The organism is Streptococcus mitis (assembly GCF_002005545.1).
Lineage (GTDB): Bacteria > Bacillota > Bacilli > Lactobacillales > Streptococcaceae > Streptococcus > Streptococcus mitis_I.
This window is the reverse complement of the sequence record NZ_LBMT01000001.1, coordinates 1,796,429-1,823,408: the sequence shown is the minus strand read 5'-3', so window position 1 is coordinate 1,823,408 and position 26,980 is coordinate 1,796,429. Positions and strand designations below refer to the sequence as shown.

Here is a 26,980-nt window from a genome sequence, read left to right as displayed (position 1 = left end):
CCTGCGGCTAGCTTCCTAGTTTGCTCTTTGATTTTCATTGAGTATAAGGAGGAAATCATGTACCATATAAAAGAAGCTGCGCAGCTTTCAGGTGTCTCTGTCAAGACCCTGCACCACTACGACAAGATAGGACTTTTGGTTCCTTTAAAGTCGGAAAACGGCTATCGAACCTACAGTCAGGAGGATTTAGATCGACTTCAGGTTATTCTTTATTACAAATATCTAGGTTTTTCTTTAGAAAAAATAGCAGAGCTGTTAAGGGAAGAAAGGACAGATTTATTGCCTCATTTGACCAGACAGTTGGACTATTTGACTCGAGAAAGGGAACATCTGGATACCTTGATTTCAACTTTGCAAAAAACCATTCAAGAACAAAAAGGAGAAAGAGAAATGAGCATTCAAGAGAAATTTGCTGGATTTAACTACCAAGACCATCAAAAATACCACCACGAGGCGGTAGAGAAATATGGACAAGAAGTCATGGATCAAGCGCTGGAGCGCCAGAAAGGTCACGAAGATGAGGCTACGGCTGCCTTCAACCAAGTTTTTCAAGCTTTGGCACAAAATCTTCAAGCTGGTATACCTGTAACAGCAACAGAAAACCAAGAAGAAGCTGCTAAACTCTTGCAAGCCATCCGTACTTATGGATTCGACTGCTCTATTGAGGTATTCGGTCATATCGGTAAAGGCTACGTCTACAATCCAGAATTTAAGGAAAACATTGACAAATTTGGAACTGGAACAGCCCAGTATACATCAGATGTCATTGCCCACTATGTCCAAACTCAGACAAAATAAAATCGGAGGAGTGATCTTCCGATTTTTACTAAATTCAAGCACTACTTGCTTAATAATTTTTCTACTACATTTAGTTTTCGCATTGTCAAATCTACATTAAAAAGCTTTTCAAGATAGTTGGTATGGAGTTTCTTTTGTTTAGCAGTTCTAGGGAGATAGAGGTAAAGGCAGTGGTTACCGATACAAATTTCTTCTTCACCGTAATCAATTTTCAATTTTTCTAAAGGGAGACTTTGAATAGATTCTTGATAAAAAATCACGTGTATACGGTCATAAAGATAGTGTTCTCCAAACGGGTTTTCTTGGACAATGTTTTCAAAATCATCCTTATTCTTAATGATTATTTTGAGATCGGCTCCAATCTTTTCCTTTATTAGAGTATGAACCTGTTCTCGTATTTCTTCGAGAGCTAAGTTACTTTCAAGAATAATATTTCCACTTTGAATATAGGTTCGAACTTGTTGAAAACCAGCTTCTGTCAAGATATCTACTAGATAAGACATTTTAGGGATAGCATTTTTTCCATTAGGAGTAACTCCCCTTAACAAGATAATATGTTCCAAAGGACTTCCTTTCTTTTGGGGCTGATTTAGCCATTGAATAATTTAGATTTAGATTGGATTTGATCCCGCCACCCAGCCGGTGCAGAGGGCAGAAGTGATGTTAAAGCCACCTGTGTGGGCGTTAATATCCATGACCTCGCCAGCAAAGTGGAGCCCAGGAACCAGTTTGCTTTCCAGGGTTTTAGGATTGATTTCCTTGAGACTGACTCCACCCTTGGTAACAAAGGACTTGGCAAGGGACATTTTTCCAGTTACAGGAATTTTAAGTCCTTTAATGGACTGGACAAGTTGTTCTCGTTCTTTTTCAGTCAACTGTTTGACTTTTTCTGGATAGCCTTGTACAAAAAATTCTGCCAAGCGTTCTGGAAGCAAAGTTTTTAAGGCATTTTTTAGAGATTTTTCCCGATTTTCTTCTAGAAATGTAGCTAAGTCCTTCTCAGAAAGTTGAGGCAAAACATCCAGTGAGAGAACCTCCCCCCCTTTGACAAAACTTGACATACGCAGAGCAGCAGGGCCTGACAAACCAAAGTGGGTAAAGAGTAAATCATGAGTGATGACATGCTTACCATAACTTAGGGTCACATCGTCCAGCGAAATACCCTGCAAGACCTTGTGTGGGAAATCTGTCAATAAAGGACTTTCAGCAGCCTCAAGCTCGGTAATGGTATGTTTGAAATGACGGGCAATCTCGTGGCCAAAACCAGTAGAACCAGTAGAAGGATAGGATTTCCCACCAGTTGTGACAATAAGTTTCTCACAAGTGAATCTTTGGCCTGCGGACTTAAGGACAAACTGATTTTCTACCTTTTTAACCGAAACAATTTCGGTTTGAGTAGCAACTTGGCCACCTAGCTCAGTGATTTTCTTTTCCAAGGCCTCGATAATGGTACGAGACTTGTCACTAGCAGGAAAGACGCGGCCGTGGTCTTCGACCTTAAGTTTAACCCCATTTTCTGTAAAAAAGTTAATGATATCATGGTTATCAAATTGGGAGAAGACACTGTAGAGAAAGCGCCCATTTCCAGGGATGCCAGCTAGCAGGTCGTCCAAACTACCATTGTTGGTTACATTGCAACGTCCTCCACCAGTCCCACCTAATTTTTTTCCAAGTTTCCGATTTTTTTCGATGAGGAGGGTTTTCTGTCCATAAAAGCTACTGGAAATCGTAGCCATCATGCCAGCAGGACCTCCACCGATGACAATAGTATCAAAATGTTTCATAGCTCTATTGTACCACAAAAAAACAAGAGATGAAGTCACCTCTTGTCAAGAATGCAATTAATCAATTTCATATCCCATCAGCAAACCACCATCTTCTGCATAGAAACTGCAGAGACCAGATGTTGGGAGAATTTTAATATCCGCCTGTGGGAAATTTTCACGGATTCGGTCTGAAAGCTGTTGGCAACATTTCTCGTTATTGCGTTGGGCCATGACAATACGACCACCAGCATATCCAGCTTTTATCAACTCTTCATAGGCTGCCTGAATCGATTTCTTTGTTCCTCTTGCTTTTTGTAGCAATTCGAGGGTTCCAGTTTCACTAGCTTCCCCAACCATACGGATATTGAGAAGGCCAACGACCGTACCGATAAGCTTGCTCAAACGGCCGTTTTTCACCAAGTTATCGACTTTAGCTAGGACAAAAAGTAACTTGGTTTTTTCTTGATAAGCTGTGATAGCTTCAACCACTTCTTCAAAAGATAAGCCCTGGTCAATCAAGTCATTCAATTTTTCTACGAGCAAGTCAACTTCTCCACCAGCAGACAAACTATCAATTACATGAATCTTAGTGTCAGGATGTTCTTCCAGATAAATATTCTTTGCTAGTTGAGCACTATTGTGACTGCCAGAGAGAGTACCTGTGATGGTTACTAGGAAAATGTTTTTGGCTCCTTCAAATGCTCGCAAATAGTCATCTGGACTTGGACAAGCTGATTTTGAAGCTTCTGCGGTTGCATACATGGTTTCCATCATTTTATCAATGTTAAGACTAGCATCATCAACAAAGACCTGATCAGCTACTTGGATGGTTAAGGGAACACTCACAAAGGTCGTATCAATAGCTGGTGTTGCTAGCTGACGATAATCACAACCAGAGTCAGCAATAATCTTCCAAGTCATAGAAATTCTCCATCTTTGCCAGTTATACATTGACAAAGGTTCTGTCTTTTTTTACAATTATATCATGAAAGCCCTTGAAACAAAAGCCTCATCAGTCTGTTGTGACAAGTAGAAAGAAAATGTTATGTCTGAACGTAGAATCTCTGAAAAGTCTCTTGAAAATCTCAGAAAATCAAACCAAGAATCCAATTTATTAACCAGAGAAGCCATCGAAACAGCTCTCTTGCAACTCTTGGAAAAAAAGGACTTGACCAAGATTAGTATTTCTGAATTGGTCAAACGTGCAGGCGTTTCTCGTGCGGCCTTTTATCGCAATTATGATTCCAAAGAGGAGATTTTAGAAAGTGTCTTTAAACGAACTGTCCACAATATTATGGAACAGTTGCATCATTATGATTTAAAGACAGACCTTTATCTGGTCTGGGTTCACCTTTTCCGAGAAGCAAGAAAGGAAGCCAGAGTGATTCAACTGGCCTTAGATTACCATCTGGAAAAAATCTTTGTCCAAGCCATGCAGGAATTTTTAGAAAAATACCATGGAAAATCAAAAGGTGTCAGCTCTTATCTTCATTCCTTCTGGAGTTCAGCCATCGTCTCAGTCCTTCTAAAATGGATCAAGGATGGCATGAAGGTACCAGCTGAAAAGATTGCGGATTTACGGTTACCATTTTTTAAAAAATAGAGAAAAAGGAGAAGACATATGACTGAAAAAAGACTAGCATGGGATGAGTATTTTGCAGCCCAAGCTCTACTAATTGCCAATCGTTCCACTTGTAAACGTGCCAAAGTGGGTGCTATTCTGGTTAAGGATAATAAGGTAATTTCAACTGGTTACAATGGTTCAGTGTCAGGAACCGAGCATTGTATTGACCACGAATGTCTAGTCATTGAAGGACACTGTGTTCGCACCCTTCACGCTGAGGTCAATGCTATCCTTCAAGGTGCAGAACGTGGTGTTCCTAAAGGCTTTACAGCCTATGTGACCCACTTTCCTTGTCTGAACTGTACCAAACAATTGCTTCAGGTCGGTTGTAAGCGTGTGGTTTATATCAACCAGTACCGAATGGATGACTACGCCCAATACCTTTATCAAGAAAAGGGAACAGAATTAACCCATTTACCACTTGAGACAGTACAGGCAGCTCTTAAAGAGGCGGATTTAATGTAAAAATTATCAAAAATAAATGGTTTAGAAAGATTTTTAAACCGTTTTTTGGTATAATAAGAAGAATAAATTGAAAGAAGGAATTCCAAAAATGGGAAAAATTGAAGTTATTAATCATCCACTGATTCAACACAAATTGTCAATCTTGCGTCGTACAGATACTTCTACAAAAGCTTTTCGTGAGCTAGTAGATGAGATTGCAATGTTGATGGGGTATGAAGTACTTCGTGATCTTCCACTAGAAGATGTGGAAATCGAAACACCAATCACAAAAACAGTTCAAAAACAATTGGCAGGTAAGAAATTGGCCATCGTTCCAATCTTGCGTGCAGGTATCGGAATGGTTGATGGACTCTTGAGCTTGGTTCCAGCTGCTAAGGTTGGTCACATCGGTATGTACCGTGATGAAGAAACGCTTCAACCAGTTGAGTACTTGGTGAAATTGCCTGAAGATATTGACCAACGTCAAATTTTTGTAGTAGACCCAATGTTGGCAACAGGTGGCTCAGCAATCTTGGCTGTTGATTCTCTTAAAAAACGTGGCGCATCAAATATCAAATTTGTCTGCCTTGTATCTGCTCCAGAAGGTGTAAAAGCCCTTCAAGAAGCTCATCCAGATGTAGAAATCTTTACAGCAGCCTTGGATGAACGTTTGAACGAACACGGTTATATCGTTCCAGGTCTTGGAGATGCTGGAGACCGCTTGTTCGGTACAAAATAAAATTAAAAAGAGATTGACTTGGAAAAGGATTTCCAGTCACGAAAGGAGGTTGAATTTTTGTTTCTGTCTAATGAAAACAGAGCAAAAATTTGACCTTTTTTGACCTAGATATTATAATAGTCTTATCTTCAGTCATTTGACCAACAAAAATAAAACTCAAAAGGAGAAATAAATGATTCCTGTAGTTATTGAACAAACAAGCCGTGGAGAACGTTCCTACGATATTTACTCACGTCTTCTCAAAGACCGCATCATTATGCTGACTGGTCCAGTTGAAGACAACATGGCCAACTCTGTTATTGCCCAATTGCTTTTCTTGGATGCCCAAGATAGTACAAAAGATATTTACCTTTATGTCAATACACCTGGTGGTTCCGTTTCAGCTGGTTTGGCAATCGTTGATACCATGAACTTTATTAAGGCAGATGTCCAAACCATTGTTATGGGAATGGCTGCATCTATGGGGACGGTCATCGCATCAAGTGGAGCAAAAGGCAAACGTTTCATGCTTCCAAATGCTGAATACATGATCCACCAACCGATGGGTGGTACAGGTGGTGGTACCCAACAAACTGATATGGCGATCGCTGCAGAACACTTACTTAAAACTCGTAATACCTTGGAAAAAATCTTGGCTGAAAATTCAGGTCAGTCAATCGAAAAAGTCCATGCAGATGCAGAACGCGATAACTGGATGAGTGCTCAAGAAACACTTGAATATGGCTTTATTGATGAAATCATGGCCAACAATTCATTGAACTAATAATCAAAGGAGGCAAACTCGACTGGGTTTGCTTTTTTTGGTATAATAGGGAGAGATTTCTTAGAAAGAGGATTTATCATGTTTGAAAAAGTCAATCGATCTGGCTTGATTATCTATCTTTACTATAATCGTGATGCCAAAAAACTGCAGGATTATGGAGATATTACCTATCATTCCAAGAAACATCGTTACTTACAGCTTTATGTTCCAACTCAAGAAGTGGAGCAATTGGTCGGGCGCTTGAGCAAGGAAAAGTTTATCAAAAAAGTCAGAGTTTGTCATATCCAAGAGCTGGAAACACCCTTTGTGGGCAATCTTCATCGAGAGGAAAACGTTATCATCGAAAAAGTTCAAGAAAAGTGTTGACAATTTTCTGATAATTCGGTATATTCTTAACATGCTATTTATTTAAGAAATAAGGAGACAAAAAAAGATGAAGAAAAAATTTGCCCTATCGTTTGTGGCGCTTGCAAGTGTAGCACTTCTTGCAGCCTGTGGAGAAGTGAAGTCTGGAGCGTCAAACGCTGCTGGTAACTCAGTAGAGGAAAAGACAATCAAAATCGGATTTAACTTCGAGGAAACTGGTGCTGTAGCAGCCTACGGTACATCTGAACAAAAAGGTGCCCAACTTGCCGTTGATGAAATCAATGCAGCAGGTGGTATCGATGGAAAACAAATCGAAGTAGTTGATAAAGATAACAAGTCTGAAACAGCTGAGGCGGCTTCAGTAACAACTAACCTTGTAACCCAATCTAAAGTATCAGCAATCGTAGGACCTGCGACATCTGGTGCAACTGCAGCTGCGGTAGCAAACGCTACAAAAGCAGGTGTTCCATTGATCTCACCAAGTGCGACGCAAGATGGATTGACTAAAGGTCAAGATTACCTCTTTATCGGAACTTTCCAAGATAGCTTCCAAGGAAAAATTATCTCAAACTATGTTTCTGAAAAATTGCAAGCTAAGAAAGTTGTTCTTTACACTGACAATGCCAGCGACTATGCTAAAGGTATTGCCAAAGCCTTCCGTGAAGCTTACAAAGGTGAAATCGTTGCAGATGAAACTTTCGTAGCAGGTGACACAGACTTCCAAGCAGCCCTTACAAAAATGAAAGGGAAAGACTTTGATGCTATCATCGTCCCAGGTTACTACACTGAAGCTGGTAAAATTGTAAACCAAGCGCGTGGTATGGGAATTGACAAACCAATCGTTGGTGGTGATGGATTCAACGGTGAAGAGTTTGTACAACAAGCAACTGCTGAAAAAGCATCAAACATTTACTTTATCTCAGGCTTCTCAACTACTGTAGAAGTTTCGGCTAAAGCAAAAGCCTTCCTTGACGCATACCGTGCTAAGTACAATGAAGAGCCTTCAACATTTGCAGCCTTGGCTTATGACTCAGTTCACCTTGTAGCAAACGCAGCAAAAGGTGCTAAAAACTCTGGTGAAATCAAGGATAACCTTGCTAAAACAAAAGACTTTGAAGGTGTAACTGGTCAAACAAGCTTCGATGCAGACCACAACACAGTCAAAACTGCTTACATGATGACCATGAACAATGGTAAGGTTGAAGCAGCAGAAGTTGTAAAACCATAATAGAAAAATGTTGAAATAGGGAATGAGCCTCTGACTCACTCCCTGTTTCGATGTTTAATACTCTTTGAAAATCTCTTCAAACTGCGTCAACGTCGCCTTGTCGTACTCAAGTACAGCCTGCGGCTAGTTTCCTAGTTTGCTCTTTGATTTTCATTGAGTATAAGAACCTATCAAAAATTGAGGAAAAATCCTCGAAATTATAAATAGAAAGAGTGAATCTTATGCTCCAACAACTAGTAAATGGTTTGATTCTAGGTAGTGTTTATGCGCTGTTAGCCCTAGGATATACCATGGTTTACGGAATTATCAAGCTCATCAACTTCGCCCACGGTGATATTTATATGATGGGAGCCTTTATCGGTTATTTCTTGATCAATTCTTTCCAAATGAATTTCTTTGTAGCGCTTATTGTAGCCATGCTAGCGACAGCCATTCTTGGTGTCGTGATTGAGTTCCTTGCTTACCGACCTTTGCGCCACTCTACTCGTATTGCTGTTTTGATTACGGCTATTGGGGTTTCTTTCTTATTGGAGTATGGCATGGTCTATCTGGTTGGTGCCAATACTCGTGCCTTCCCTCAAGCAATTCAAACAGTTCGCTATGATTTGGGACCAATTAGCTTAACAAATGTGCAGTTAATGATTTTGGCCATTTCCTTGATTTTGATGATTTTGTTACAAGTCATTGTCCAAAAGACTAAGATGGGGAAAGCCATGCGTGCGGTATCCGTAGATAGCGATGCGGCACAATTGATGGGGATCAATGTAAACCGTACTATCAGCTTTACCTTCGCTTTGGGTTCTGCTCTTGCGGGTGCGGCTGGTGTTCTGATTGCCCTCTATTATAACTCTCTTGAGCCTTTGATGGGGGTTACTCCAGGTCTTAAGTCTTTCGTTGCCGCAGTACTTGGTGGTATCGGAATTATTCCTGGTGCGGCTCTTGGTGGTTTTGTGATTGGTCTATTGGAAACCTTTGCGACAGCCTTTGGGATGTCAGACTTCCGTGATGCCATTGTTTATGGAATCTTGTTGTTGATCTTGATTGTCCGCCCAGCTGGTATCCTTGGTAAAAATGTGAAAGAGAAGGTGTAAGCGATGAAAGAAAATTTAAAAGTTAATATTCTATGGTTACTCCTTTTGTTAGCTGGCTATGGCTTGATTAGTGTACTGGTTTCAGTCGGAGTACTCAATCTATTCTATGTACAGATTTTACAACAAATCGGAATTAATATTATTCTGGCTGTTGGTCTTAACTTAATCGTTGGTTTTTCAGGACAATTTTCACTTGGTCATGCTGGTTTCATGGCGATTGGTGCCTATGCAGCAGCTATTATTGGTTCTAAATCACCAACCTACGGTGCCTTCTTTGGAGCTATGCTGGTAGGAGCTTTGCTTTCAGGAGCGGTTGCCTTGCTTGTCGGCATTCCAACCTTGCGTTTGAAGGGGGACTATCTTGCGGTAGCGACTCTAGGTGTTTCTGAAATTATCCGTATCTTTATCATCAATGGTGGAAGCCTTACAAATGGTGCAGCAGGTATCTTAGGAATTCCTAACTTTACAACTTGGCAAATGGTTTACTTCTTTGTCGTGATTACAACCATTGCAACCTTGAACTTCTTGCGTAGTCCAATTGGTCGTTCAACCCTATCCGTTCGTGAGGATGAAATCGCTGCTGAGTCAGTTGGGGTTAATACGACTAAAATTAAAATCATCGCCTTTGTCTTTGGTGCTATTACTGCAAGTATTGCAGGGTCACTTCAGGCTGGATTTATCGGGTCTGTTGTACCGAAAGATTACACTTTCATCAACTCAATCAACGTTTTGATTATTGTTGTATTTGGTGGACTTGGTTCCATTACAGGTGCCATTGTTTCAGCTATTGTTTTGGGAATTTTGAATATGCTTCTCCAAGATGTTGCTAGTGTGCGTATGATTATTTACGCTTTGGCCTTGGTATTGGTAATGATTTTCAGACCAGGTGGACTCCTTGGAACATGGGAATTGAGCCTATCACGTTTCTTTAAAAAATCTAAGAAGGAGGAACAAAACTAATGGCATTACTTGAAGTAAAACAGCTAACCAAACATTTTGGCGGTCTAACAGCTGTTGGAGATGTGACTCTTGAATTGAACGAAGGGGAATTGGTTGGACTAATTGGTCCAAACGGAGCTGGGAAAACCACTCTTTTCAACCTTTTGACCGGTGTTTATGAACCAAGCGAGGGAACAGTAACCCTAGATGGTCACCTTTTGAATGGGAAGTCACCTTATAAGATTGCCTCTTTGGGACTTGGACGTACATTCCAAAATATCCGTCTCTTTAAAGATTTAACAGTTTTGGATAATGTTTTGATTGCTTTTGGCAACCATCACAAACAACATGTTTTTGCTAGTTTTTTGCGCTTACCAGCTTTTTACAGGAGTGAAAAAGAATTAAAGGCTAAGGCTTTGGAATTGCTTAAAATCTTTGATTTAGATGGTGATGCAGAAACGCTTGCTAAAAATCTTGCCTACGGACAACAACGTCGTTTGGAAATTGTTCGTGCCCTCGCTACGGAACCTAAAATTCTCTTTTTAGATGAACCAGCAGCAGGTATGAACCCACAGGAAACAGCCGAATTGACTGAGTTAATTCGTCGTATCAAAGATGAATTTAAGATTACGATCATGCTGATTGAACACGATATGAATCTGGTCATGGAAGTAACAGAACGTATCTACGTACTTGAATACGGTCGTTTGATTGCTCAGGGAACTCCAGACGAAATTAAGACCAATAAACGCGTTATCGAAGCTTATCTAGGAGGTGAAGCCTAATGTCTATGTTAAAAGTTGATAATCTTTCTGTGCATTACGGTATGATCCAAGCAGTCCGTGATGTAAGCTTTGAAGTTAATGAAGGAGAAGTAGTTTCCCTTATCGGTGCCAATGGTGCAGGTAAGACAACCATTCTCCGTACCTTGTCTGGTTTGGTTAGACCGAGTTCAGGAAAGATTGAATTTTTAGGTCAAGAAATCCAAAAAATGCCGGCTCAGAAAATCGTGGCAGGTGGTCTTTCGCAAGTTCCAGAAGGACGCCACGTCTTCCCTGGATTGACTGTTATGGAAAATCTTGAAATGGGAGCTTTCTTAAAGAAAAATCGTGAAGAAAATCAAGCTAATTTGAAGAAGGTCTTTTCACGCTTCCCACGTCTTGAAGAACGGAAGAACCAAGATGCAGCTACTCTTTCAGGGGGGGAACAACAAATGCTTGCCATGGGACGTGCTCTTATGTCAACACCAAAACTTCTTCTTTTAGATGAACCATCAATGGGACTTGCACCAATCTTTATCCAAGAGATTTTTGATATCATTCAAGATATCCAGAAGCAAGGAACAACTGTCCTCTTGATTGAACAAAATGCCAATAAAGCACTCGCAATCTCTGACCGAGGTTATGTATTGGAAACAGGGAAAATCGTCCTATCAGGAACAGGAAAAGAACTCGCCTCATCAGAAGAAGTCAGAAAAGCATATCTAGGTGGCTAAAAAGGTCCGGGGGACCTTTTTAGTCGGCGGATGAAGATTGCGAAGCAATCATCGCATAGTCTGGGAGACTAGTTTAGGTTGCAGATAAAGATTACGCAGTAATCATCATTATAGTCCGGGGGACCTTTTTAGTCGGCAGATGAAGATTGCGAAGCAATTCTCATCTACACTGAAAGATGAATTTCTAATAATTGAAAAAATCGAATGAAACGTTTCTTACCTTCATTCACAGAGCTCGATTTTAGAGCTCTTTTTGCTAGCTTATTCATACTTTTCTGAATTTTGAAAAAGAAATGTAAGCGTTTGATAGATTTACAAAAAGATTGTATAATAGGGATAAGAATAGAAAAGGAGAAGTCTCATGGCAGTTAAAGATTTTATGACCCGCAAGGTAGTTTATATTAGTCCAGATACAACAGTATCTCATGCAGCAGATTTGATGAGAGAGCAAGGGTTGCACCGCTTGCCTGTTATCGAAAATGATCAATTGGTTGGTTTGGTAACTGAGGGAACCATTGCCCAAGCTAGTCCATCAAAAGCAACCAGTCTTTCTATCTATGAGATGAATTATCTTTTAAATAAGACAAAAGTGAAAGATGTCATGATTCGCGATGTTGTGACTGTTTCAGGCTATGCGAGTCTAGAAGATGCAACTTATCTGATGTTGAAAAATAAGATTGGTATTCTTCCTGTAGTAGATAACCATCAAGTCTATGGGGTTATTACGGATCGTGACGTTTTCCAAGCCTTTCTTGAAATTGCTGGTTATGGTGAAGAAGGAATTCGTGTGCGCTTTGTTACAGAAGATGAAGTCGGTGTCCTCGGAAAGATTGTTTCTTTGATTGCAGAAGAAAATTTGAATATCTCTCATACAGTAAATATTCCGCGTAAGGATGGTAAGGTGATTATCGAAGTTCAAATCGAAGGATCAATTGATTTACCAGCTTTGAAAGAAAAATTTGAATCAGAGAATATTCAAGTAGAAGAAATTACTCGTACTTCAGCAAAAGTCTTGTAAGAAGGGAAGCCGAAAGGCTTCTTTTTACGTTCTTTTTTACGGTTCTTTTTTCATGAAAAGGGTATTAGAGCAAAAGATGGAAAGAAATGATAAAATATGCTATAATGAAATGATGTAAAAAAGGAGTATTTATGGACATTTCAGTAATTCGTCAGAAAATTGACGCAAATCGTGAAAAATTAGCTTCTTTCAGGGGGTCTCTTTGACCTAGAAGGTCTAGAGGAAGAGATTGCCATCTTGGAAAATAAGATGACAGAACCTGATTTTTGGAACGATAATATCGCGGCCCAAAAAACGTCGCAAGAATTAAATGAATTAAAAAACACCTACAACACCTTCCACAAAATGGAAGAGTTACAGGATGAAGTCGAAATTTTATTAGACTTTTTAGCTGAAGATGAGTCGGTGCATGAAGAATTGGTTGAGCAGTTATCAGAACTTGATAAGATGATGACCAGTTACGAGATGACCTTGCTCTTGTCAGAACCTTATGACCATAATAATGCGATTTTGGAAATCCATCCAGGATCCGGTGGTACTGAGGCACAGGACTGGGGTGATATGCTGCTTCGTATGTATACTCGTTATGGTAATGCTAAAGGCTTTAAAGTAGAAGTATTGGATTACCAAGCAGGAGATGAAGCTGGTATCAAGTCAGTAACCTTATCATTTGAAGGACCTAATGCCTATGGTCTTCTCAAGTCAGAAATGGGTGTGCACCGTTTGGTGCGAATTTCACCATTCGACTCTGCCAAACGTCGCCATACCTCTTTCACATCTGTAGAAGTGATGCCTGAGTTGGACGATACCATTGAAGTGGAAATCCGGGAAGATGACATCAAGATGGATACCTTCCGTTCAGGTGGTGCCGGTGGACAAAACGTCAACAAGGTTTCAACAGGTGTACGTTTAACCCACATTCCAACTGGAATTGTTGTCCAATCAACAGTGGATCGTACCCAGTATGGAAATAGAGATCGAGCTATGAAGATGTTGCAGGCTAAGCTCTATCAAATGGAGCAAGAAAAGAAAGCTGCGGAGGTAGATTCCCTCAAGGGTGAGAAAAAAGAAATCACATGGGGAAGCCAAATCCGTTCTTATGTCTTCACGCCTTATACTATGGTAAAAGATCATCGAACTAGCTTTGAAGTTGCGCAGGTAGATAAGGTTATGGATGGAGACCTAGATGGTTTTATCGATGCTTATCTCAAGTGGCGAATCAGCTAAGATAGAAAGGAACTCACATGTCAATCATTGAAATGAGAGATGTCGTCAAAAAATACGACAACGGAACGACTGCCCTACGCGGTGTTTCGGTCAGCGTTCAACCGGGAGAATTTGCTTACATTGTAGGACCTTCAGGAGCAGGGAAGTCAACCTTCATTCGTTCTCTATATCGTGAAGTAAAAATCGATAAAGGAAGCCTATCAGTTGCTGGTTTTAATCTGGTTAAGATCAAAAAGAAAGACGTCCCGCTTCTACGTCGTAGTGTTGGGGTTGTCTTCCAGGATTATAAACTCTTGCCAAAGAAAACGGTCTATGAAAATATTGCTTACGCTATGGAAGTAATCGGGGAAAATCGCCGTAATATCAAAAAACGTGTGATGGAAGTTTTAGACTTGGTTGGATTGAAGCACAAGGTTCGTTCTTTCCCAAATGAGCTCTCAGGTGGAGAGCAACAGCGGATTGCGATTGCACGTGCCATTGTAAATAATCCCAAAGTATTGATAGCCGATGAACCAACAGGAAACCTGGACCCGGATAATTCATGGGAAATTATGAATCTCTTGGAACGGATTAACCTACAAGGGACAACTATTTTAATGGCGACTCATAATAGCCAGATTGTAAATACCTTGCGCCACCGTGTCATTGCCATTGAAAATGGCCGTGTCGTTCGTGACGAATCAAAAGGAGAGTATGGATACGATGATTAGTAGATTTTTTCGCCATTTATTTGAATCACTAAAAAGTTTGAAACGAAATGGTTGGATGACAGTGGCTGCTGTCAGCTCAGTCATGATTACTTTGACCTTAGTTGCCATATTTGCTTCTGTTATTTTCAATACAGCGAAACTAGCTACAGATATTGAAAATAATGTTCGAGTGATGGTTTATATTCGCAAGGATGTAGCTGATAATAGCGAGACTATTGAAAAAGAAGGTCAAACTGTTACAAATAATGACTACCACAAGGTATACAATGCTTTGAAGGGGATGTCTACTGTTAAGAGTGTTACTTTTTCAAGTAAAGAAGAACAATATGACAAATTAACCGAGACAATGGGTGATAACTGGAAAATTTTTGAAGGAGATGCCAACCCCCTCTATGATGCTTATATAGTAGATACCAATACGCCAAGTGATGTAAAAACTGTAGCTGAAGATGCTAAAAAAATTGAAGGTGTGTCTGAGGTTCAGGATGGTGGTGCCAATACAGAACGCCTATTCCAACTAGCATCATTTATTCGTGTTTGGGGATTAGTTATTGCAGGACTTTTGATTTTCATTGCAGTTTTCTTGATTTCAAATACCATTCGTATTACCATTATTTCTCGCAGTCGCGAAATTCAAATCATGCGCTTGGTTGGTGCTAAGAACAGTTATATCCGTGGACCTTTCTTACTTGAAGGTGCCTTCATTGGTTTGCTTGGAGCAACTGCACCATCAGTATTGGTCTTTATTGTTTATCGAATGGTTTACCAATCTGTCAATAAGTCGTTGGTAGGTCAAAATCTTTCTATGATTGCGCCAGAGGTATTTACTCCTCTGATGATTGCCCTATTATTTGTGATTGGAATTTTCATTGGTTCACTGGGATCAGGAATTTCTATGCGCAGATTCTTGAAGATTTAGGTAAACTAGCTACTTTTATGAGGAGATTAAATGATCTCCTTTTTTGCTACAAAAATTTTAGAAAAAAGTGTAATTTTTTTTGTAAAAGCCTTTACAAAAAAAATTAAAGTGGTATAATTAAATCATAAAAGGTGCAAACGTTTTCGTAAAACGTTTGCCTAAATAAAAATAAAGGAGATTTGAATGATGAAAGATACATTCAAAAATGTCTTGTCTTTCGAATTTTGGCAAAAATTCGGTAAGGCTTTGATGGTGGTTATCGCGGTTATGCCGGCTGCTGGTTTGATGATTTCAATCGGTAAGTCTATCGTGATGATTAACCCAACCTTTGCACCACTCGTTATTACTGGTGGTGTACTAGAGCAAATCGGTTGGGGAGTTATCGTTAACCTTCATATCTTGTTCGCCCTCGCTATTGGAGGAAGCTGGGCTAAAGAACGTGCTGGTGGTGCTTTCGCCGCTGGTCTTGCCTTCATCTTGATTAACCGTATCACTGGTACAATCTTTGGTGTATCAGGCGATATGTTGAAAAATCCAGATGCTATGGTTTCAACACTATTGGGTGGGCAAATCAAAGTTGCTGATTACTTCATTAGTGTTATGGAAGCCCCAGCACTTAACATGGGTGTGTTCGTAGGGATTATTTCTGGTTTTATTGGAGCAACTGCTTACAATAAATACTATAACTTCCGTAAGCTTCCTGATGCACTTTCATTCTTTAACGGAAAACGTTTTGTACCGTTTGTAGTTATTCTTCGTTCAATAATTGCTGCAATTGTACTTGCTGCTTTCTGGCCAGTAGTTCAAACAGGTATCAATAGCTTTGGTATCTGGATTGCCAACTCACAAGAAACTGCTCCAATCCTTGCACCATTCTTGTATGGTACATTGGAACGTTTGCTCTTGCCATTTGGTCTTCACCACATGTTGACTATCCCAATGAACTACACAGCTCTTGGTGGTACTTATGATGTCTTAACTGGTGCAGCTAAAGGTAGTCAAGTATTTGGTCAAGATCCACTTTGGCTTGCGTGGGTAACAGACCTTGTAAACCTTAAAGGTACTGATGCTAGTCAATACCAACACTTGTTAGATACAGTACATCCAGCTCGTTTCAAAGTTGGACAAATGATCGGTTCATTCGGTATCTTGATGGGTGTAGTTGTGGCTATCTACCGTAATGTTGATGCTGACAAGAAACATAAATACAAAGGTATGATGATTGCAACAGCTCTTGCAACATTCTTGACAGGGGTTACTGAACCAATCGAATACATGTTCATGTTCGTCGCAACACCTATGTATCTTGTTTACTCACTTGTTCAAGGTGCGGCCTTCGCTATGGCTGACGTTGTAAACCTACGTATGCACTCATTCGGTTCAATCGAGTTCTTGACTCGTACACCTATTGCAATCAGTGCTGGTATCGGTATGGATATCATTAACTTCATTTGGGTAACTGTTCTCTTTGCTGTAATCATGTACTTTATCGCAAACTTCATGATTCAAAAATTCAACTACGCAACTCCAGGGCGTAACGGAAACTACGAAACTGCTGAAGGTTCAGAAGAATCTAGCAGCGAAGTGAAAGTTGCAGCAGGTTCTCAAGCTGTAAACATTATTAACCTTCTTGGTGGACGTGCAAACATCGTTGATGTTGACGCATGTATGACTCGCCTTCGTGTTACTGTTAAAGATGCAGATAAAGTAGGAAATGCAGAGCAATGGAAAGCAGAAGGAGCTATGGGTCTTGTCATGAAAGGACAAGGGGTTCAAGCTATCTACGGACCAAAAGCTGACGTATTGAAATCTGATATCCAAGATATCCTTGATTCAGGTGAAATCATTCCTGAAACTCTTCCAAGCCAAATGACTGAAGCACAACAAAACACTGTTCACTTCAAAGGTCTTACTGAGGAAGTTTACTCAGTAGCAGACGGTCAAGTTGTTGCTTTGGAACAAGTAAAAGATCCAGTATTTGCTCAAAAAATGATGGGTGATGGATTTGCAGTAGAACCTGCAAATGGAAACATTGTATCTCCAGTTTCAGGTACTGTATCAAGCATCTTCCCAACAAAACATGCTCTTGGTATTGTGACTGAACCAGGTCTTGAAGTATTGGTTCACATTGGTTTGGACACAGTAAGTCTTGAAGGTAAACCATTTACAGTTCATGTTGCTGAAGGACAAAAAGTTGCAGCAGGAGATCTTCTTGTCACAGCTGACTTGGATGCTATCCGTGCAGCAGGACGTGAAACTTCAACAGTAGTTGTCTTCACAAATGGTGATGCAATTAAATCAGTTAAATTAGAAAAAACAGGTTCTCTTGCAGCTAAAACAGCAGTTGCTAAAGTAGAATTGTAATATACTTGAGGTTGGAAGCTGTATTCCAACCTCTTATTTTGGGAGAAAAGAATGAAATTTTTAACACTCAATACTCATAGTTGGATGGAGAAAGAAGCAGAGGAAAAATTCCAGATTTTGCTTGAGGATATTCTTGAAAAAGACTATGATTTGATTTGTTTCCAAGAAATCAATCAGGAGATCACTTCGCCAGAGGTGGAGGTTAATGACTTTTATCAAGCTTTGCCAGCAGCTGAGCCTATTCATCAAGACCACTATGTTAGACTCTTGGTTGAAAAGTTGTCTGAGCAAGGGAAAAATTACTACTGGACTTGGGCCTATAACCATATCGGTTATGATCGCTACCACGAAGGTGTGACTATCTTGTCTAAAACACCTATTGAAGCCAGAGAAATTTTGGTTTCAGATGTGGATGATCCAACAGACTATCATACTCGTCGTGTTGCCGTGGCTGAAACTGTAGTTGATGGTAAGGAGCTTGCAGTTGCAAGTGTCCACCTTTCTTGGTGGGATAAAGGTTTCCAAGAAGAATGGGCACGATTTGAGGCTGTCTTGAAAGAATTGAACAAGCCGCTTTTGCTAGCTGGAGATTTCAACAATCCGGCTGGACAGGAAGGCTACCAAGCTATTTTAGCTAGTCCATTAGGCTTACAAGACGCTTTTGAAGTTTCTCAAGAGAAAAGCGGTAGCTATACCGTTCCACCAGAAATTGATGGCTGGAAAGGGAACACTGAACCCCTTCGAATCGATTATGTCTTTACTACCAAAGAGTTAGCGGTGGAAAATTTACATGTCGTGTTTGATGGTAACAAGAGTCCACAAGTGAGTGATCACTATGGCTTGAGTGCTATTTTAAACTGGAAATAATAACTAATACTCTTCGAAAATCAAATTCAAACCACGTCAACGTCGCCTTGCCGTACTCAAGTACAGCCTGCGGCTAGTTTCCTAGTTTGCTCTTTGATTTTCATTGAGTATGAAAAGAGGTTGGAATTATAAAATTCTAGCCTTTTTCTTATTAGAGAAGCTACTGGAAATAGCCTAATACTCTTCGAAAATCAAATTCAAACCACGTCAGGTTCACCTTGCCGTACTCAAGTACAGCCTGCGGCTAGCTTCCTAGTTTGCTCTTTGATTTTCATTGAGTATAAATAAGTGAGGCTACTGAAATGGAATAAAATGTGGTATAATTGATAAGATAGATAGAATCGAGGGTATTATGTCATTTACGAAATTTCAATTTAAAAACTATATTAGAGAAGCCTTGCAGGAGTTGAAATTTACAACTCCAACAGAGGTGCAAGATAAGTTGATTCCTATTGTTTTGGCAGGTCGTGACCTAGTCGGTGAATCAAAAACAGGTTCGGGTAAGACTCATACTTTCTTGTTACCGATTTTCCAGCAATTAGATGAAGCTAGCGATAGTGTACAAGCCGTGATTACTGCACCGAGTCGTGAGTTGGCTACTCAAATTTACCAAGCAGCTCGTCAGATTGCAGCCCACTCAGAAGTAGAAGTTCGTGTGGTTAATTATGTGGGAGGGACAGATAAGGCTCGTCAGATTGAGAAATTGGCAAGCAACCAGCCTCATATTGTTATCGGAACGCCTGGCCGTATTTATGACTTAGTTAAGTCTGGTGACCTAGCTATTCACAAGGCTAAGACCTTTGTGGTTGATGAGGCAGACATGACCTTGGATATGGGATTCTTAGAAACTGTTGATAAGATTGCTGGAAGCCTTCCAAAAGATCTGCAATTCATGGTCTTCTCAGCGACTATTCCACAAAAACTGCAACCATTCTTGAAAAAATACTTATCAAATCCTGTTATGGAGAAAATCAAGACCAAAACGGTCATTTCTGATACTATTGATAATTGGTTGATTTCGACCAAGGGCCGAGATAAGAATGCTCAAATTTACCAGTTAACTCAGTTGATGCAACCGTATTTGGCAATGATTTTTGTTAACACTAAAACGCGTGCTGATGAATTGCATTCATATCTGACTGCTCAGGGCTTGAAGGTGGCAAAAATCCATGGGGATATTGCCCCTCGTGAGCGCAAGCGTATCATGAATCAGGTGAAAAATCTGGATTTTGAGTACATTGTCGCAACAGACTTGGCGGCGCGTGGGATTGACATTGAAGGTGTCAGCCATGTCATCAATGATGCCATTCCGCAAGACTTATCTTTCTTTGTCCACCGTGTTGGTCGTACCGGACGCAATGGCCTACCAGGTACAGCCATTACCCTTTACCAACCAAGCGATGATTCGGATATCCGTGAATTGGAGAAATTGGGAATCAAGTTTACTCCTAAGATGGTCAAAGACGGGGAATTTCAAGATACTTATGACCGTGATCGTCGTGCTAACCGTGAGAAAAAACAAGATAAACTTGATATCGAAATGATTGGCTTGGTCAAAAAGAAAAAGAAAAAAGTCAAACCGGGTTATAAGAAGAAAATTCAATGGGCGGTTGATGAAAAGCGCCGCAAAACCAAGCGTGCCGAAAATCGCGCTCGTGGTCGTGCAGAGCGTAAAGCAAAACGCCAAACATTTTAATAGTAATTGTTGGAGTGCTGAGCTCCAACTTTTTTAATTATGTGACTTTCGGTCCGTCTCGCTCCGTTAGGTACGAGACAAAAAACCACCCGCTATGCGGGTGTGCGTCGAAGGTTATACCAAAAAAACTCCAAACGCGATACAATAAAGGTGTTCAAGCCAATTGTAAAGCGAAAGGAGAAAAATATGGCACAAAAGTCTCATAGTTTATCGCACACAAAGTAGAACTGTAAGTATCGCATTGTGTTCACCCCTAAGTATAGACGAAAAGTCATCTGAAATCAATATCGAAGTAGTTTATCACATTAGAATCACAAAAAATTTTTAAAAATGGCAATATTTGTTAACAAGAATTTTGTCGTTTGTTATAATGTAGTTGTAAATTATTAAGATTGGTAATCAAAAAATAAAGAGGGGAATGTCATGAATAACAAATATAACAAGTTTCTATTTTTGTTGTTTATAGTTTATTTATTTGGATATTTTTCAATTTCAAAAACGTTAATTCCTATAATGTGTGTGATCCAAGTATTTTTGATAGAACATATATTTAGAGTTCAAAATAGAATGATGCAGATAGGTGAAATTATAATTATTGTTGCTTCTATAATATTATTTATTGATAGTATATTGAGTTTGTAACAAAAGGCTTCTCTATAAAATCAAATTTTCCAGATACCTGCTTAAGGTGATTTATCTTCTCTCTATGCCTTCTCATCTTTATTCTACTATCTACACCACTAAACTTGACAGTCATATATTGCAGGTACAACCTCTCTACCTATAATCTCACAGTTAATCTGAGGGTAGTTTCCTAGTTTGCTCTTTGATTTTTGTTTAATTTTATTTTATAAAAAGAAATGCTCCTCCAAGACGGAAGAGCATCTTTTATTGTGATTTTGATTCGGTTTCTGCTGACTCTGGATGGAGTTCTTGGTAACTTGGTGCCTTGAAAAGGTCAGCACTGGTTTTACCTTGTCGTTGGCTAAAGAGACTGGTTGATTGACTACCTTTTTCCTGCTCAATCTTTTGCAGAATTGGCAAAGAATTGAGGTAAGAAATACTTTCTGTATCAACTTTTCCAAGATGATCTGCTTGGTAGAAACGTATTAAATCACCAGTTTGAATCTGGTCGCTGATTTTCAGCTGTTGGCTGGCTGCCTGCCGAACGATTTCTAGTTCAGTCTGAGCTTGTTCATCAAGATTACTGATTTCAAGACCACTTTCAGTATAGTAGGTTCGTCCGTCATAACTGGTGTATTTTGGTGTGACGAAGGAATTGGCAGTCCGAAAGGCAACGATTTCTTGATGATCTGGAGACAGAAGGTCTTGCCCAACTTGAAGGAAGGAATTGGACTCAATATCAAGGAGGTGTTCGAGAGTCGGTAAGATATCGATTTGTCCACCGTAGGTATTGATGATTTGCCCCTTTTCATAACCAGGCATGACCACCATAAAAGGCACTCGTTGCAACATGGCATTGTCGTAATTCGACCAGTTCTCAGAAGTCTTTCCAATCAAGGGTGCCAGCTCAGGATTGCGGGAGTTGGAAATGCCATAATGGTCTCCATAGATGACGATGATGGATTTTTCATAGAGGCCACTTTCTTTGAGATAGTCAAAGAAGGCCTTGATAGCACTATCCAGATAGTTGGCGGTTTGGAAGTAGCCATTGATCGTTTCATCTTTGGTTTTAGCCAGTGGGAAACCAAGCTCATCGCCTGTCAGATTGCTAGCATAGGGATAGTGATTGGACACCGTGATATACTTAGTATAAAAAGGCTGCTGTAAATGCTCCAGATACTGGATAGAATCTTTCATCATGATTTTATCATTTAAACCATATTGGAAAGAATTGCTACTGTCTTGCTTAGTAAAATAGGATGCGTCAAAGAAGTATTGGTAGCCCCATTGTTTGTAGGTCGTATTCCGGTTCCAGAAGGTCCCAATATTACCATGAAAGACGGCACTTGATTGGTAGCCATTTTTTGATAGGATAAAAGGCGCAGCCCGCTGGGTATTGGTACCTCCATAGTTGACCATGAAGGAACCTTGGTCAAGTCCAAACAAACCGGTCTCTAGCATGGTTTCCGCATCTGAGGTCTTACCAGCCTTGACTTGGTTAAAGATATTCGAAAAGGCTAGGGTTGATTGCGAATGGTAGAGTGAATTTAGGAAGGGAGTGACTTCATGCTCAGTTCCATCTATGTTGAGTTTATAGTCAAGTAGGAACTGTTGGAAACTCTCTAAGTGGAGATAAATCACATTTTTTCCTTTGGCCAAGCCAAAATAGTCTGGATTGGGCTTAGCAGAATGTTCTTGAATATAATCTGTAATAGGTTGAAGATCAGTCTCAGAGGCCTTGGCACGTTCCTTGTTGGCGCTGTAGGATTGGTTGGCACTATAACCTAGAAAAGCTGGTAAACTGAGGGCGCGGACAACATAATAATTCGAAAATCCTCGCGACAGGAGATCGGGACGCTCAATTTCAGCCAAGAAAAGATTAGCAGAAAAGAGCAGGGCTGAGAGAGCAGTGATAGCAACACTGGAGCGGAATTTGAAGGGTCTCCTATCCAGCTGGATGAATTTTTTATAGAAAAGGAAAGCCAGCAATGGGAAATCCATAAAATAGATGAAATCCCAAGGACGCAGTAACTCTAGTTCTGCAGTGCCGACAGACACCTTGCTGACCACCTTCATGGTATTAGCCGTGATAAAGTCGCTAAATTCTCGATAGTAAAAGACGTTAGAATAAAGCCAAATGAATAAAAGGCTATAAATAGCTATACTCAGGCCATAAAAAATCTTGGTTGACCGAGCATAGAGGGCTAGAGCCAGCAGGAGTAGTCCCAAGGGAAGGGGATTGAAAAAGGCGATAAAGGCAAGGTAATTTCCCTGCAACTTGCCCACTTGAATATCTAAATTAAAGTCAACGGCATAGGCTAATAAGGTTTTGAGCCAATATAGGATTAAAAGGGTTAGGACAAAACCCAGTCTGGTACCGACGGCTTTTTGGATTTTGTTAAAATTGCTTTTCACACATTTACTTCCTAATTTTTTATTAGTATTAGTATACCATTTTTTAAAAGAAGAGTAAAAAAGCAAGGGTAGTTTCTTTTTTGAGAATTGGCTAAAAGTTTGATATAATGGTAGTTATGAATAGAATAAGAGTCAGCAAAAGGGTTGAAAAGAAGCTCGCTAAGGGGCTAGTTTTACTAGAAGCCAGTGATCTTGAGAATGTTCATCTCAAGGATCGGGAAGTAGAAGTGCAGAGTCAGGAAGGAACCTTTCTTGGGACTGCCTACCTTTCTCAGCAAAACAAGGGCTTGGGCTGGTTTGTGAGCACAGACAAGGTGACCTTCAATCAAGCTTTCTTTGAAACGCTGTTTAGACAAGCTAAAGAAAAGAGAAGAACCTACTATCAAGATGATTTGACAACTGCCTTTCGTCTCTTCAACCAAGAGGGAGATGGCTTTGGGGGTCTGACAGTGGATCTTTATGGCGACTATGCTGTCTTTTCTTGGTATAACTCTTATGTTTATCAGATTCGCAAGGTTATCTCAGAAGCTTTTAGACAGGTTTTTCCTGAGGTTTTAGGAGTATATGAGAAGATCCGTTTTAAGGCTTTGGACTATGAATCTGCCCATGTTTATGGTCAAGAAGCACCTGACTTTTTCACTGTTTTGGAAAATGGTGTCTTGTATCAAGTCTTTATGAATGATGGCTTGATGACAGGGATTTTCCTAGACCAGCATGAGGTTCGCGGTAGTTTAGTGGATGGATTGGCTATGGGCAAATCCTTGCTCAATATGTTTTCTTATACAGCAGCCTTCTCAGTAGCTGCAGCTATGGGGGGAGCAAGCCAGACTACTTCGGTTGACCTAGCTAAACGTTCACGAGAATTGTCACAAGCGCATTTTCAGGCCAATGGAATCAGCACAGACGAGCATCGTTTTATAGTTATGGATGTCTTTGAATATTTCAAATACGCTAAGAGAAAAGGCTTGACCTACGATGTGATTGTCCTAGATCCGCCTAGCTTTGCTCGGAATAAAAAACAAACTTTCTCTGTGGCTAAGGATTATCACAAGTTGATATCTCAGAGTCTTGAGATTTTAAATCCGGGAGGGATTATCATTGCCAGTACCAATGCTGCCAATGTTTCCCGCCAGAAATTTACAGAACAAATTGATAAAGGCTTTGCAGGAAGAAGTTACCAGATTTTAAATAAATACGGTCTTCCAGCAGATTTTGCCTATAATAAAAAAGATGAAAGTAGTAATTACCTCAAGGTGATTAGTATGAAGGTTAGTAAATGAAATTAATCGTTTCAGTAATGCCAAGAAGTTTAGAGGAGGCTCAGGCTCTGGATGCCATGAGGTATCTGGATGCCGACATCATTGAATGGCGTGCCGACTATCTGCCTAAGGAAGCGATTTTGCAGGTGGCTCCAGCTATTTTTGAAAAATTCGCAGGCCGTGAGTTGGTTTTCACCTTGCGAACTCGCTCTGAAGGGGGACAAATCGAACTTTCTCCAGAAGAATATATCCATCTAATCAAGGAAGTGGCGCAACTCTATCAACCAGACTATATTGATTTTGAGTACTATACCTACAAGGATGTTTTTGAAGAAATGCTGGACTTCCCAAATCTCGTTTTGAGTTACCACAATTTCCAAGAAACACCTGAGAACATGATGGAAATCTTGTCAGAGTTGACGAGCCTAAATCCAAAACTTGTTAAGGTTGCGGTGATGGCTCACACGGAGCAAGATGTGCTAGACTTAATGAACTATACACGAGGCTTTAAAACCCTCAATCCTGAGCAGGAATATGTGACCATTTCTATGGGCAAGGTGGGCAAGGTCTCTCGTATCACTGCGGATGTGACTGGTTCTAGCTGGTCCTTTGCTAGTCTAGATGAGGCAAGTGCCCCAGGTCAGATTTCCTTAGCTAACATGAAAAAAATTCGGGAGATTTTGGATGAAGCTTGATGGCTATACACGTTTAGCTGCCGTTGTTGCCAATCCTATTAAGCATTCTATTTCCCCCTTTATTCACAACAGCGCCTTTGAGGCGACAGCTACCAACGGTGCTTATGTGGCTTGGGAGATTGAAGCGAGTGACTTAGCAGAAACGGTGGCTAATATTCGTCGCTACCAGATGTTTGGTATCAACCTATCTATGCCTTATAAGGAGCAGGTGATTCCTTATTTGGATGAGCTGAGCGATGAAGCGCGCTTAATCGGTGCAGTTAATACGGTTGTCAATGAGAATGGCAATTTAATTGGATATAATACAGATGGCAAGGGATTTTTTAAGAGCTTGCCTTCTTTTACAATTACAGGTAAGAAGATGACCCTGCTGGGTGCAGGTGGTGCGGCCAAGTCCATTTTGGCACAGGCTATTTTGGATGGTGTCAGTCAGATTTCTGTCTTTGTTCGTTCAGTTTCTATTGAAAAAACAAGACCTTACCTGAACAAGTTACAGGAGCAGACAGGCTTTAAAGTGGACTTGTATGCTTTAGAAGATGTTTCTGAACTGCAAGCAAGGATTGCTGAGTCGGATTTACTTGTCAATGCGACCAGTGTGGGCATGGATGGTCAATCATCTCCAGTTGCTGAAAGCATTGTCCTATCAGAAACTCTTTTAGTAGCAGATATCATTTACCAACCCTTTGAAACACCATTTTTGAAATGGGCTAGGAGGCAGGGCAATCCAGCGGTCAATGGTCTGGGAATGTTGCTCTATCAAGCTGCAGAAGCTTTTAAACTGTGGACGGGCAAGGAAATGCCGACAGAAGAAATTTGGCAGTCCTTAACAGAAAAATACCAATAAAGAAAGGGAGATTTTCCTATGAAAATCAGAATCGATATTCCTCATCATCCTTATGATATTCAGATTGAAAAAGGTTGTCTAGCTCAGGCTGGTCAATGGTTGCGAGAACTCTGGCAACCTCAAAAAGTGGTCATTGTAACAGACAATCATGTAGCTTCTCTTTATGCAGAGAAGGTCAAGCTCAGCCTAGAAGATGCTGGTTTTCAGGTAGCTGTTTTTGACTTTTTAGAAGGTGAAGAAAGAAAGAATTTGACTACTGTTCAGAAAGTCTATGAATTCCTAGTTAAGCAGGGGTTGACTCGTAGCGATGGAATCGTGGCTCTTGGTGGTGGTGTCGTTGGGGACCTGGCTGGTTTTGTAGCCTCTACCTATATGCGGGGTATTCACTTTGTTCAGATTCCGACCAGCTTGACAGCTCAGGTGGATTCTTCTATCGGCGGAAAGACGGGTGTCAACACTCCATTTGCTAAAAATATGGTGGGGACCTTTGCCCAGCCAGACGGGGTTCTGATTGATCCGCTTGTCCTTGAAACGCTCGGAAAGAGAGAGTTGATTGAAGGAATGGGTGAGGTCATCAAGTATGGCTTGATTGAGGATCCAGCACTTTGGGCTCTCTTGACGGAGCTGGATGGTTCTGTAGAGAGCATTCTGGAACATGCAGAGACCTTGATTGAACATTCTTGTCAGGTCAAGCGCAAGATGGTTGTTGAGGATGAGTTGGACAACGGTGTTCGCCTTTACCTCAATTTTGGTCACACTATTGGCCATGCTATTGAAGCGACTGCCGGGTATGGAAAAGTCATGCATGGTGAAGCTGTGGCTATGGGAATGGTACAGATTTCCAAGGTTGCTGAGGAAAAAGGCCTCATGCCAGCTGGCATTACCCAATCTATCACAGAGATGTGTCAGAAATTCGACTTGCCTGTTGACTATGAAAATTGGGAAGTTGACAAGCTTTATCAGGCTCTTACTCATGACAAAAAAGCGCGTGGAAACACCTTGAAATTGGTCTTGGTACCAGAGCTCGGCTCAGCGACCATTCACCCAGTTTCTCTGGAAGAGATGAAAGACTACTTGGTAAAATAAGGA

At 40.5% G+C, this 26,980-nt stretch carries 26 protein-coding genes and 1 pseudogene; 23 read left to right on the top strand and 4 right to left on the bottom strand.

The annotated features are described in order from the left end of the window. Positions 1-57 precede the first annotated feature (57 nt). Entirely contained in the window at positions 58-798 is a 741-nt protein-coding gene (locus QS39_RS09265) for a MerR family transcriptional regulator (protein WP_077805326.1), read from the top strand. A gap of 41 nt (positions 799-839) precedes the next feature. Here QS39_RS09265 and QS39_RS09260 read toward each other — a convergent pair whose 3' ends face one another. From QS39_RS09260 to QS39_RS09250, 3 genes are read right to left on the bottom strand one after another with little or no spacing between them, the layout of a single operon-like run. Further along, complete coding sequence (locus tag QS39_RS09260; protein ID WP_077805325.1) at positions 840-1,361, bottom strand: DUF1697 domain-containing protein; 522 nt, start codon at positions 1,359-1,361, stop codon at positions 840-842. A gap of 48 nt (positions 1,362-1,409) precedes the next feature. After that, the gene (gene aao, locus QS39_RS09255; protein WP_077805324.1) at positions 1,410-2,582 is read right to left on the bottom strand and encodes an aminoacetone oxidase; all 1,173 of its coding nucleotides are present in this window, start codon (positions 2,580-2,582) and stop codon (positions 1,410-1,412) included. 57 nt (positions 2,583-2,639) lie between these two features. Beyond that, a complete protein-coding gene (locus tag QS39_RS09250) occupies positions 2,640-3,485 on the bottom strand; it encodes a DegV family protein (protein WP_077805323.1) in 846 nt (281 codons plus the stop codon). Positions 3,486-3,609: 124 nt separating this feature from the next. Between QS39_RS09250 and QS39_RS09245 the strand changes: the two genes are divergently transcribed. The 18 genes and pseudogenes from QS39_RS09245 to QS39_RS10895 all read left to right on the top strand — a co-directional run. After that, on the top strand, positions 3,610-4,167 hold the full coding sequence (locus QS39_RS09245) for a TetR/AcrR family transcriptional regulator (protein WP_000004136.1): 558 nt from the start codon (positions 3,610-3,612) through the stop codon (positions 4,165-4,167). An 18-nt stretch (positions 4,168-4,185) separates the two neighbouring features. Beyond that, positions 4,186-4,653: a deoxycytidylate deaminase gene (locus QS39_RS09240; RefSeq protein ID WP_000136973.1), complete on the top strand. Its 468-nt coding sequence runs from the start codon at positions 4,186-4,188 to the stop codon at positions 4,651-4,653. An 88-nt stretch (positions 4,654-4,741) separates the two neighbouring features. Further along, positions 4,742-5,371: a uracil phosphoribosyltransferase gene (upp, locus tag QS39_RS09235; RefSeq protein WP_000515974.1), complete on the top strand. Its 630-nt coding sequence runs from the start codon at positions 4,742-4,744 to the stop codon at positions 5,369-5,371. Positions 5,372-5,543: 172 nt separating this feature from the next. Beyond that, a complete protein-coding gene (gene clpP, locus QS39_RS09230; RefSeq protein WP_000613475.1) occupies positions 5,544-6,134 on the top strand; it encodes an ATP-dependent Clp protease proteolytic subunit ClpP in 591 nt (196 codons plus the stop codon). A gap of 78 nt (positions 6,135-6,212) precedes the next feature. Continuing rightward, entirely contained in the window at positions 6,213-6,500 is a 288-nt protein-coding gene (locus QS39_RS09220) for a YlbG family protein (RefSeq protein WP_000462125.1), read from the top strand. Between the two features lie 67 nt (positions 6,501-6,567). Continuing rightward, complete coding sequence (locus QS39_RS09215) at positions 6,568-7,728, top strand: ABC transporter substrate-binding protein (RefSeq protein WP_000726119.1); 1,161 nt, start codon at positions 6,568-6,570, stop codon at positions 7,726-7,728. 221 nt (positions 7,729-7,949) lie between these two features. Then, the gene (locus QS39_RS09210; protein WP_000941421.1) at positions 7,950-8,819 is read left to right on the top strand and encodes a branched-chain amino acid ABC transporter permease; all 870 of its coding nucleotides are present in this window, start codon (positions 7,950-7,952) and stop codon (positions 8,817-8,819) included. Positions 8,820-8,822: 3 nt separating this feature from the next. After that, positions 8,823-9,779 carry a branched-chain amino acid ABC transporter permease gene (locus QS39_RS09205; protein ID WP_000662290.1) on the top strand — a complete coding sequence of 319 codons (957 nt, stop codon included), beginning with the start codon at positions 8,823-8,825 and terminating at the stop codon, positions 9,777-9,779. Then, positions 9,779-10,543 carry an ABC transporter ATP-binding protein gene (locus tag QS39_RS09200; protein ID WP_077805322.1) on the top strand — a complete coding sequence of 255 codons (765 nt, stop codon included), beginning with the start codon at positions 9,779-9,781 and terminating at the stop codon, positions 10,541-10,543. The genes QS39_RS09205 and QS39_RS09200 overlap by 1 nt, the downstream gene beginning before the upstream one ends. Continuing rightward, positions 10,543-11,253: an ABC transporter ATP-binding protein gene (locus QS39_RS09195; protein ID WP_000062200.1), complete on the top strand. Its 711-nt coding sequence runs from the start codon at positions 10,543-10,545 to the stop codon at positions 11,251-11,253. The genes QS39_RS09200 and QS39_RS09195 overlap by 1 nt, the downstream gene beginning before the upstream one ends. 361 nt (positions 11,254-11,614) lie before the next feature. Beyond that, positions 11,615-12,271, top strand: a complete 657-nt coding sequence (locus tag QS39_RS09190) for a CBS domain-containing protein (protein WP_061423988.1) — start codon at positions 11,615-11,617, stop codon at positions 12,269-12,271. A 131-nt stretch (positions 12,272-12,402) separates the two neighbouring features. Beyond that, positions 12,403-13,498 (top strand): peptide chain release factor 2 gene (gene prfB / locus QS39_RS09180; protein ID WP_100069222.1). Its coding sequence is split into 2 segments (ribosomal slippage): positions 12,403-12,474 and positions 12,476-13,498, totalling 1,095 coding nucleotides; the frame shifts between segments, so codons are not numbered across the junction. A gap of 17 nt (positions 13,499-13,515) precedes the next feature. Next, positions 13,516-14,208: a cell division ATP-binding protein FtsE gene (gene ftsE / locus QS39_RS09175; protein WP_000022265.1), complete on the top strand. Its 693-nt coding sequence runs from the start codon at positions 13,516-13,518 to the stop codon at positions 14,206-14,208. Continuing rightward, the gene (gene ftsX / locus QS39_RS09170; protein WP_077805321.1) at positions 14,201-15,127 is read left to right on the top strand and encodes a permease-like cell division protein FtsX; all 927 of its coding nucleotides are present in this window, start codon (positions 14,201-14,203) and stop codon (positions 15,125-15,127) included. Before ftsE ends, ftsX begins: the two co-directional genes overlap by 8 nt. 183 nt (positions 15,128-15,310) lie before the next feature. Continuing rightward, entirely contained in the window at positions 15,311-17,491 is a 2,181-nt protein-coding gene (locus QS39_RS09165) for a PTS transporter subunit IIBC (RefSeq protein WP_077805320.1), read from the top strand. 51 nt (positions 17,492-17,542) lie between these two features. Next, positions 17,543-18,358 carry an endonuclease/exonuclease/phosphatase family protein gene (locus tag QS39_RS09160; RefSeq protein ID WP_077805319.1) on the top strand — a complete coding sequence of 272 codons (816 nt, stop codon included), beginning with the start codon at positions 17,543-17,545 and terminating at the stop codon, positions 18,356-18,358. A 352-nt stretch (positions 18,359-18,710) separates the two neighbouring features. Further along, the gene (locus tag QS39_RS09155) at positions 18,711-20,054 is read left to right on the top strand and encodes a DEAD/DEAH box helicase (protein WP_077805318.1); all 1,344 of its coding nucleotides are present in this window, start codon (positions 18,711-18,713) and stop codon (positions 20,052-20,054) included. 186 nt (positions 20,055-20,240) lie between these two features. Then, a pseudogene (locus tag QS39_RS10895) lies at positions 20,241-20,330 on the top strand (IS200/IS605 family transposase); the annotation flags it as partial. Between the two features lie 612 nt (positions 20,331-20,942). Here QS39_RS10895 and QS39_RS09140 read toward each other — a convergent pair. Next, entirely contained in the window at positions 20,943-23,093 is a 2,151-nt protein-coding gene (locus QS39_RS09140; RefSeq protein ID WP_077805316.1) for an LTA synthase family protein, read from the bottom strand. A 116-nt stretch (positions 23,094-23,209) separates the two neighbouring features. On the opposite strand from QS39_RS09140, the gene QS39_RS09135 reads away from it, so the two are divergent. From QS39_RS09135 to aroB, 4 genes are read left to right on the top strand one after another with little or no spacing between them, the layout of a single operon-like run. Beyond that, the gene (locus QS39_RS09135) at positions 23,210-24,373 is read left to right on the top strand and encodes a class I SAM-dependent rRNA methyltransferase (protein ID WP_176139564.1); all 1,164 of its coding nucleotides are present in this window, start codon (positions 23,210-23,212) and stop codon (positions 24,371-24,373) included. Further along, the gene (aroD, locus tag QS39_RS09130) at positions 24,370-25,047 is read left to right on the top strand and encodes a type I 3-dehydroquinate dehydratase (protein WP_077805314.1); all 678 of its coding nucleotides are present in this window, start codon (positions 24,370-24,372) and stop codon (positions 25,045-25,047) included. Before QS39_RS09135 ends, aroD begins: the two co-directional genes overlap by 4 nt. After that, positions 25,037-25,891, top strand: a complete 855-nt coding sequence (locus QS39_RS09125) for a shikimate dehydrogenase (RefSeq protein WP_077805313.1) — start codon at positions 25,037-25,039, stop codon at positions 25,889-25,891. Before aroD ends, QS39_RS09125 begins: the two co-directional genes overlap by 11 nt. A gap of 18 nt (positions 25,892-25,909) precedes the next feature. Beyond that, positions 25,910-26,977, top strand: coding sequence for a 3-dehydroquinate synthase (aroB, locus tag QS39_RS09120; protein WP_077805312.1), 1,068 nt, complete (start codon positions 25,910-25,912; stop codon positions 26,975-26,977). Positions 26,978-26,980 lie beyond the last annotated feature (3 nt).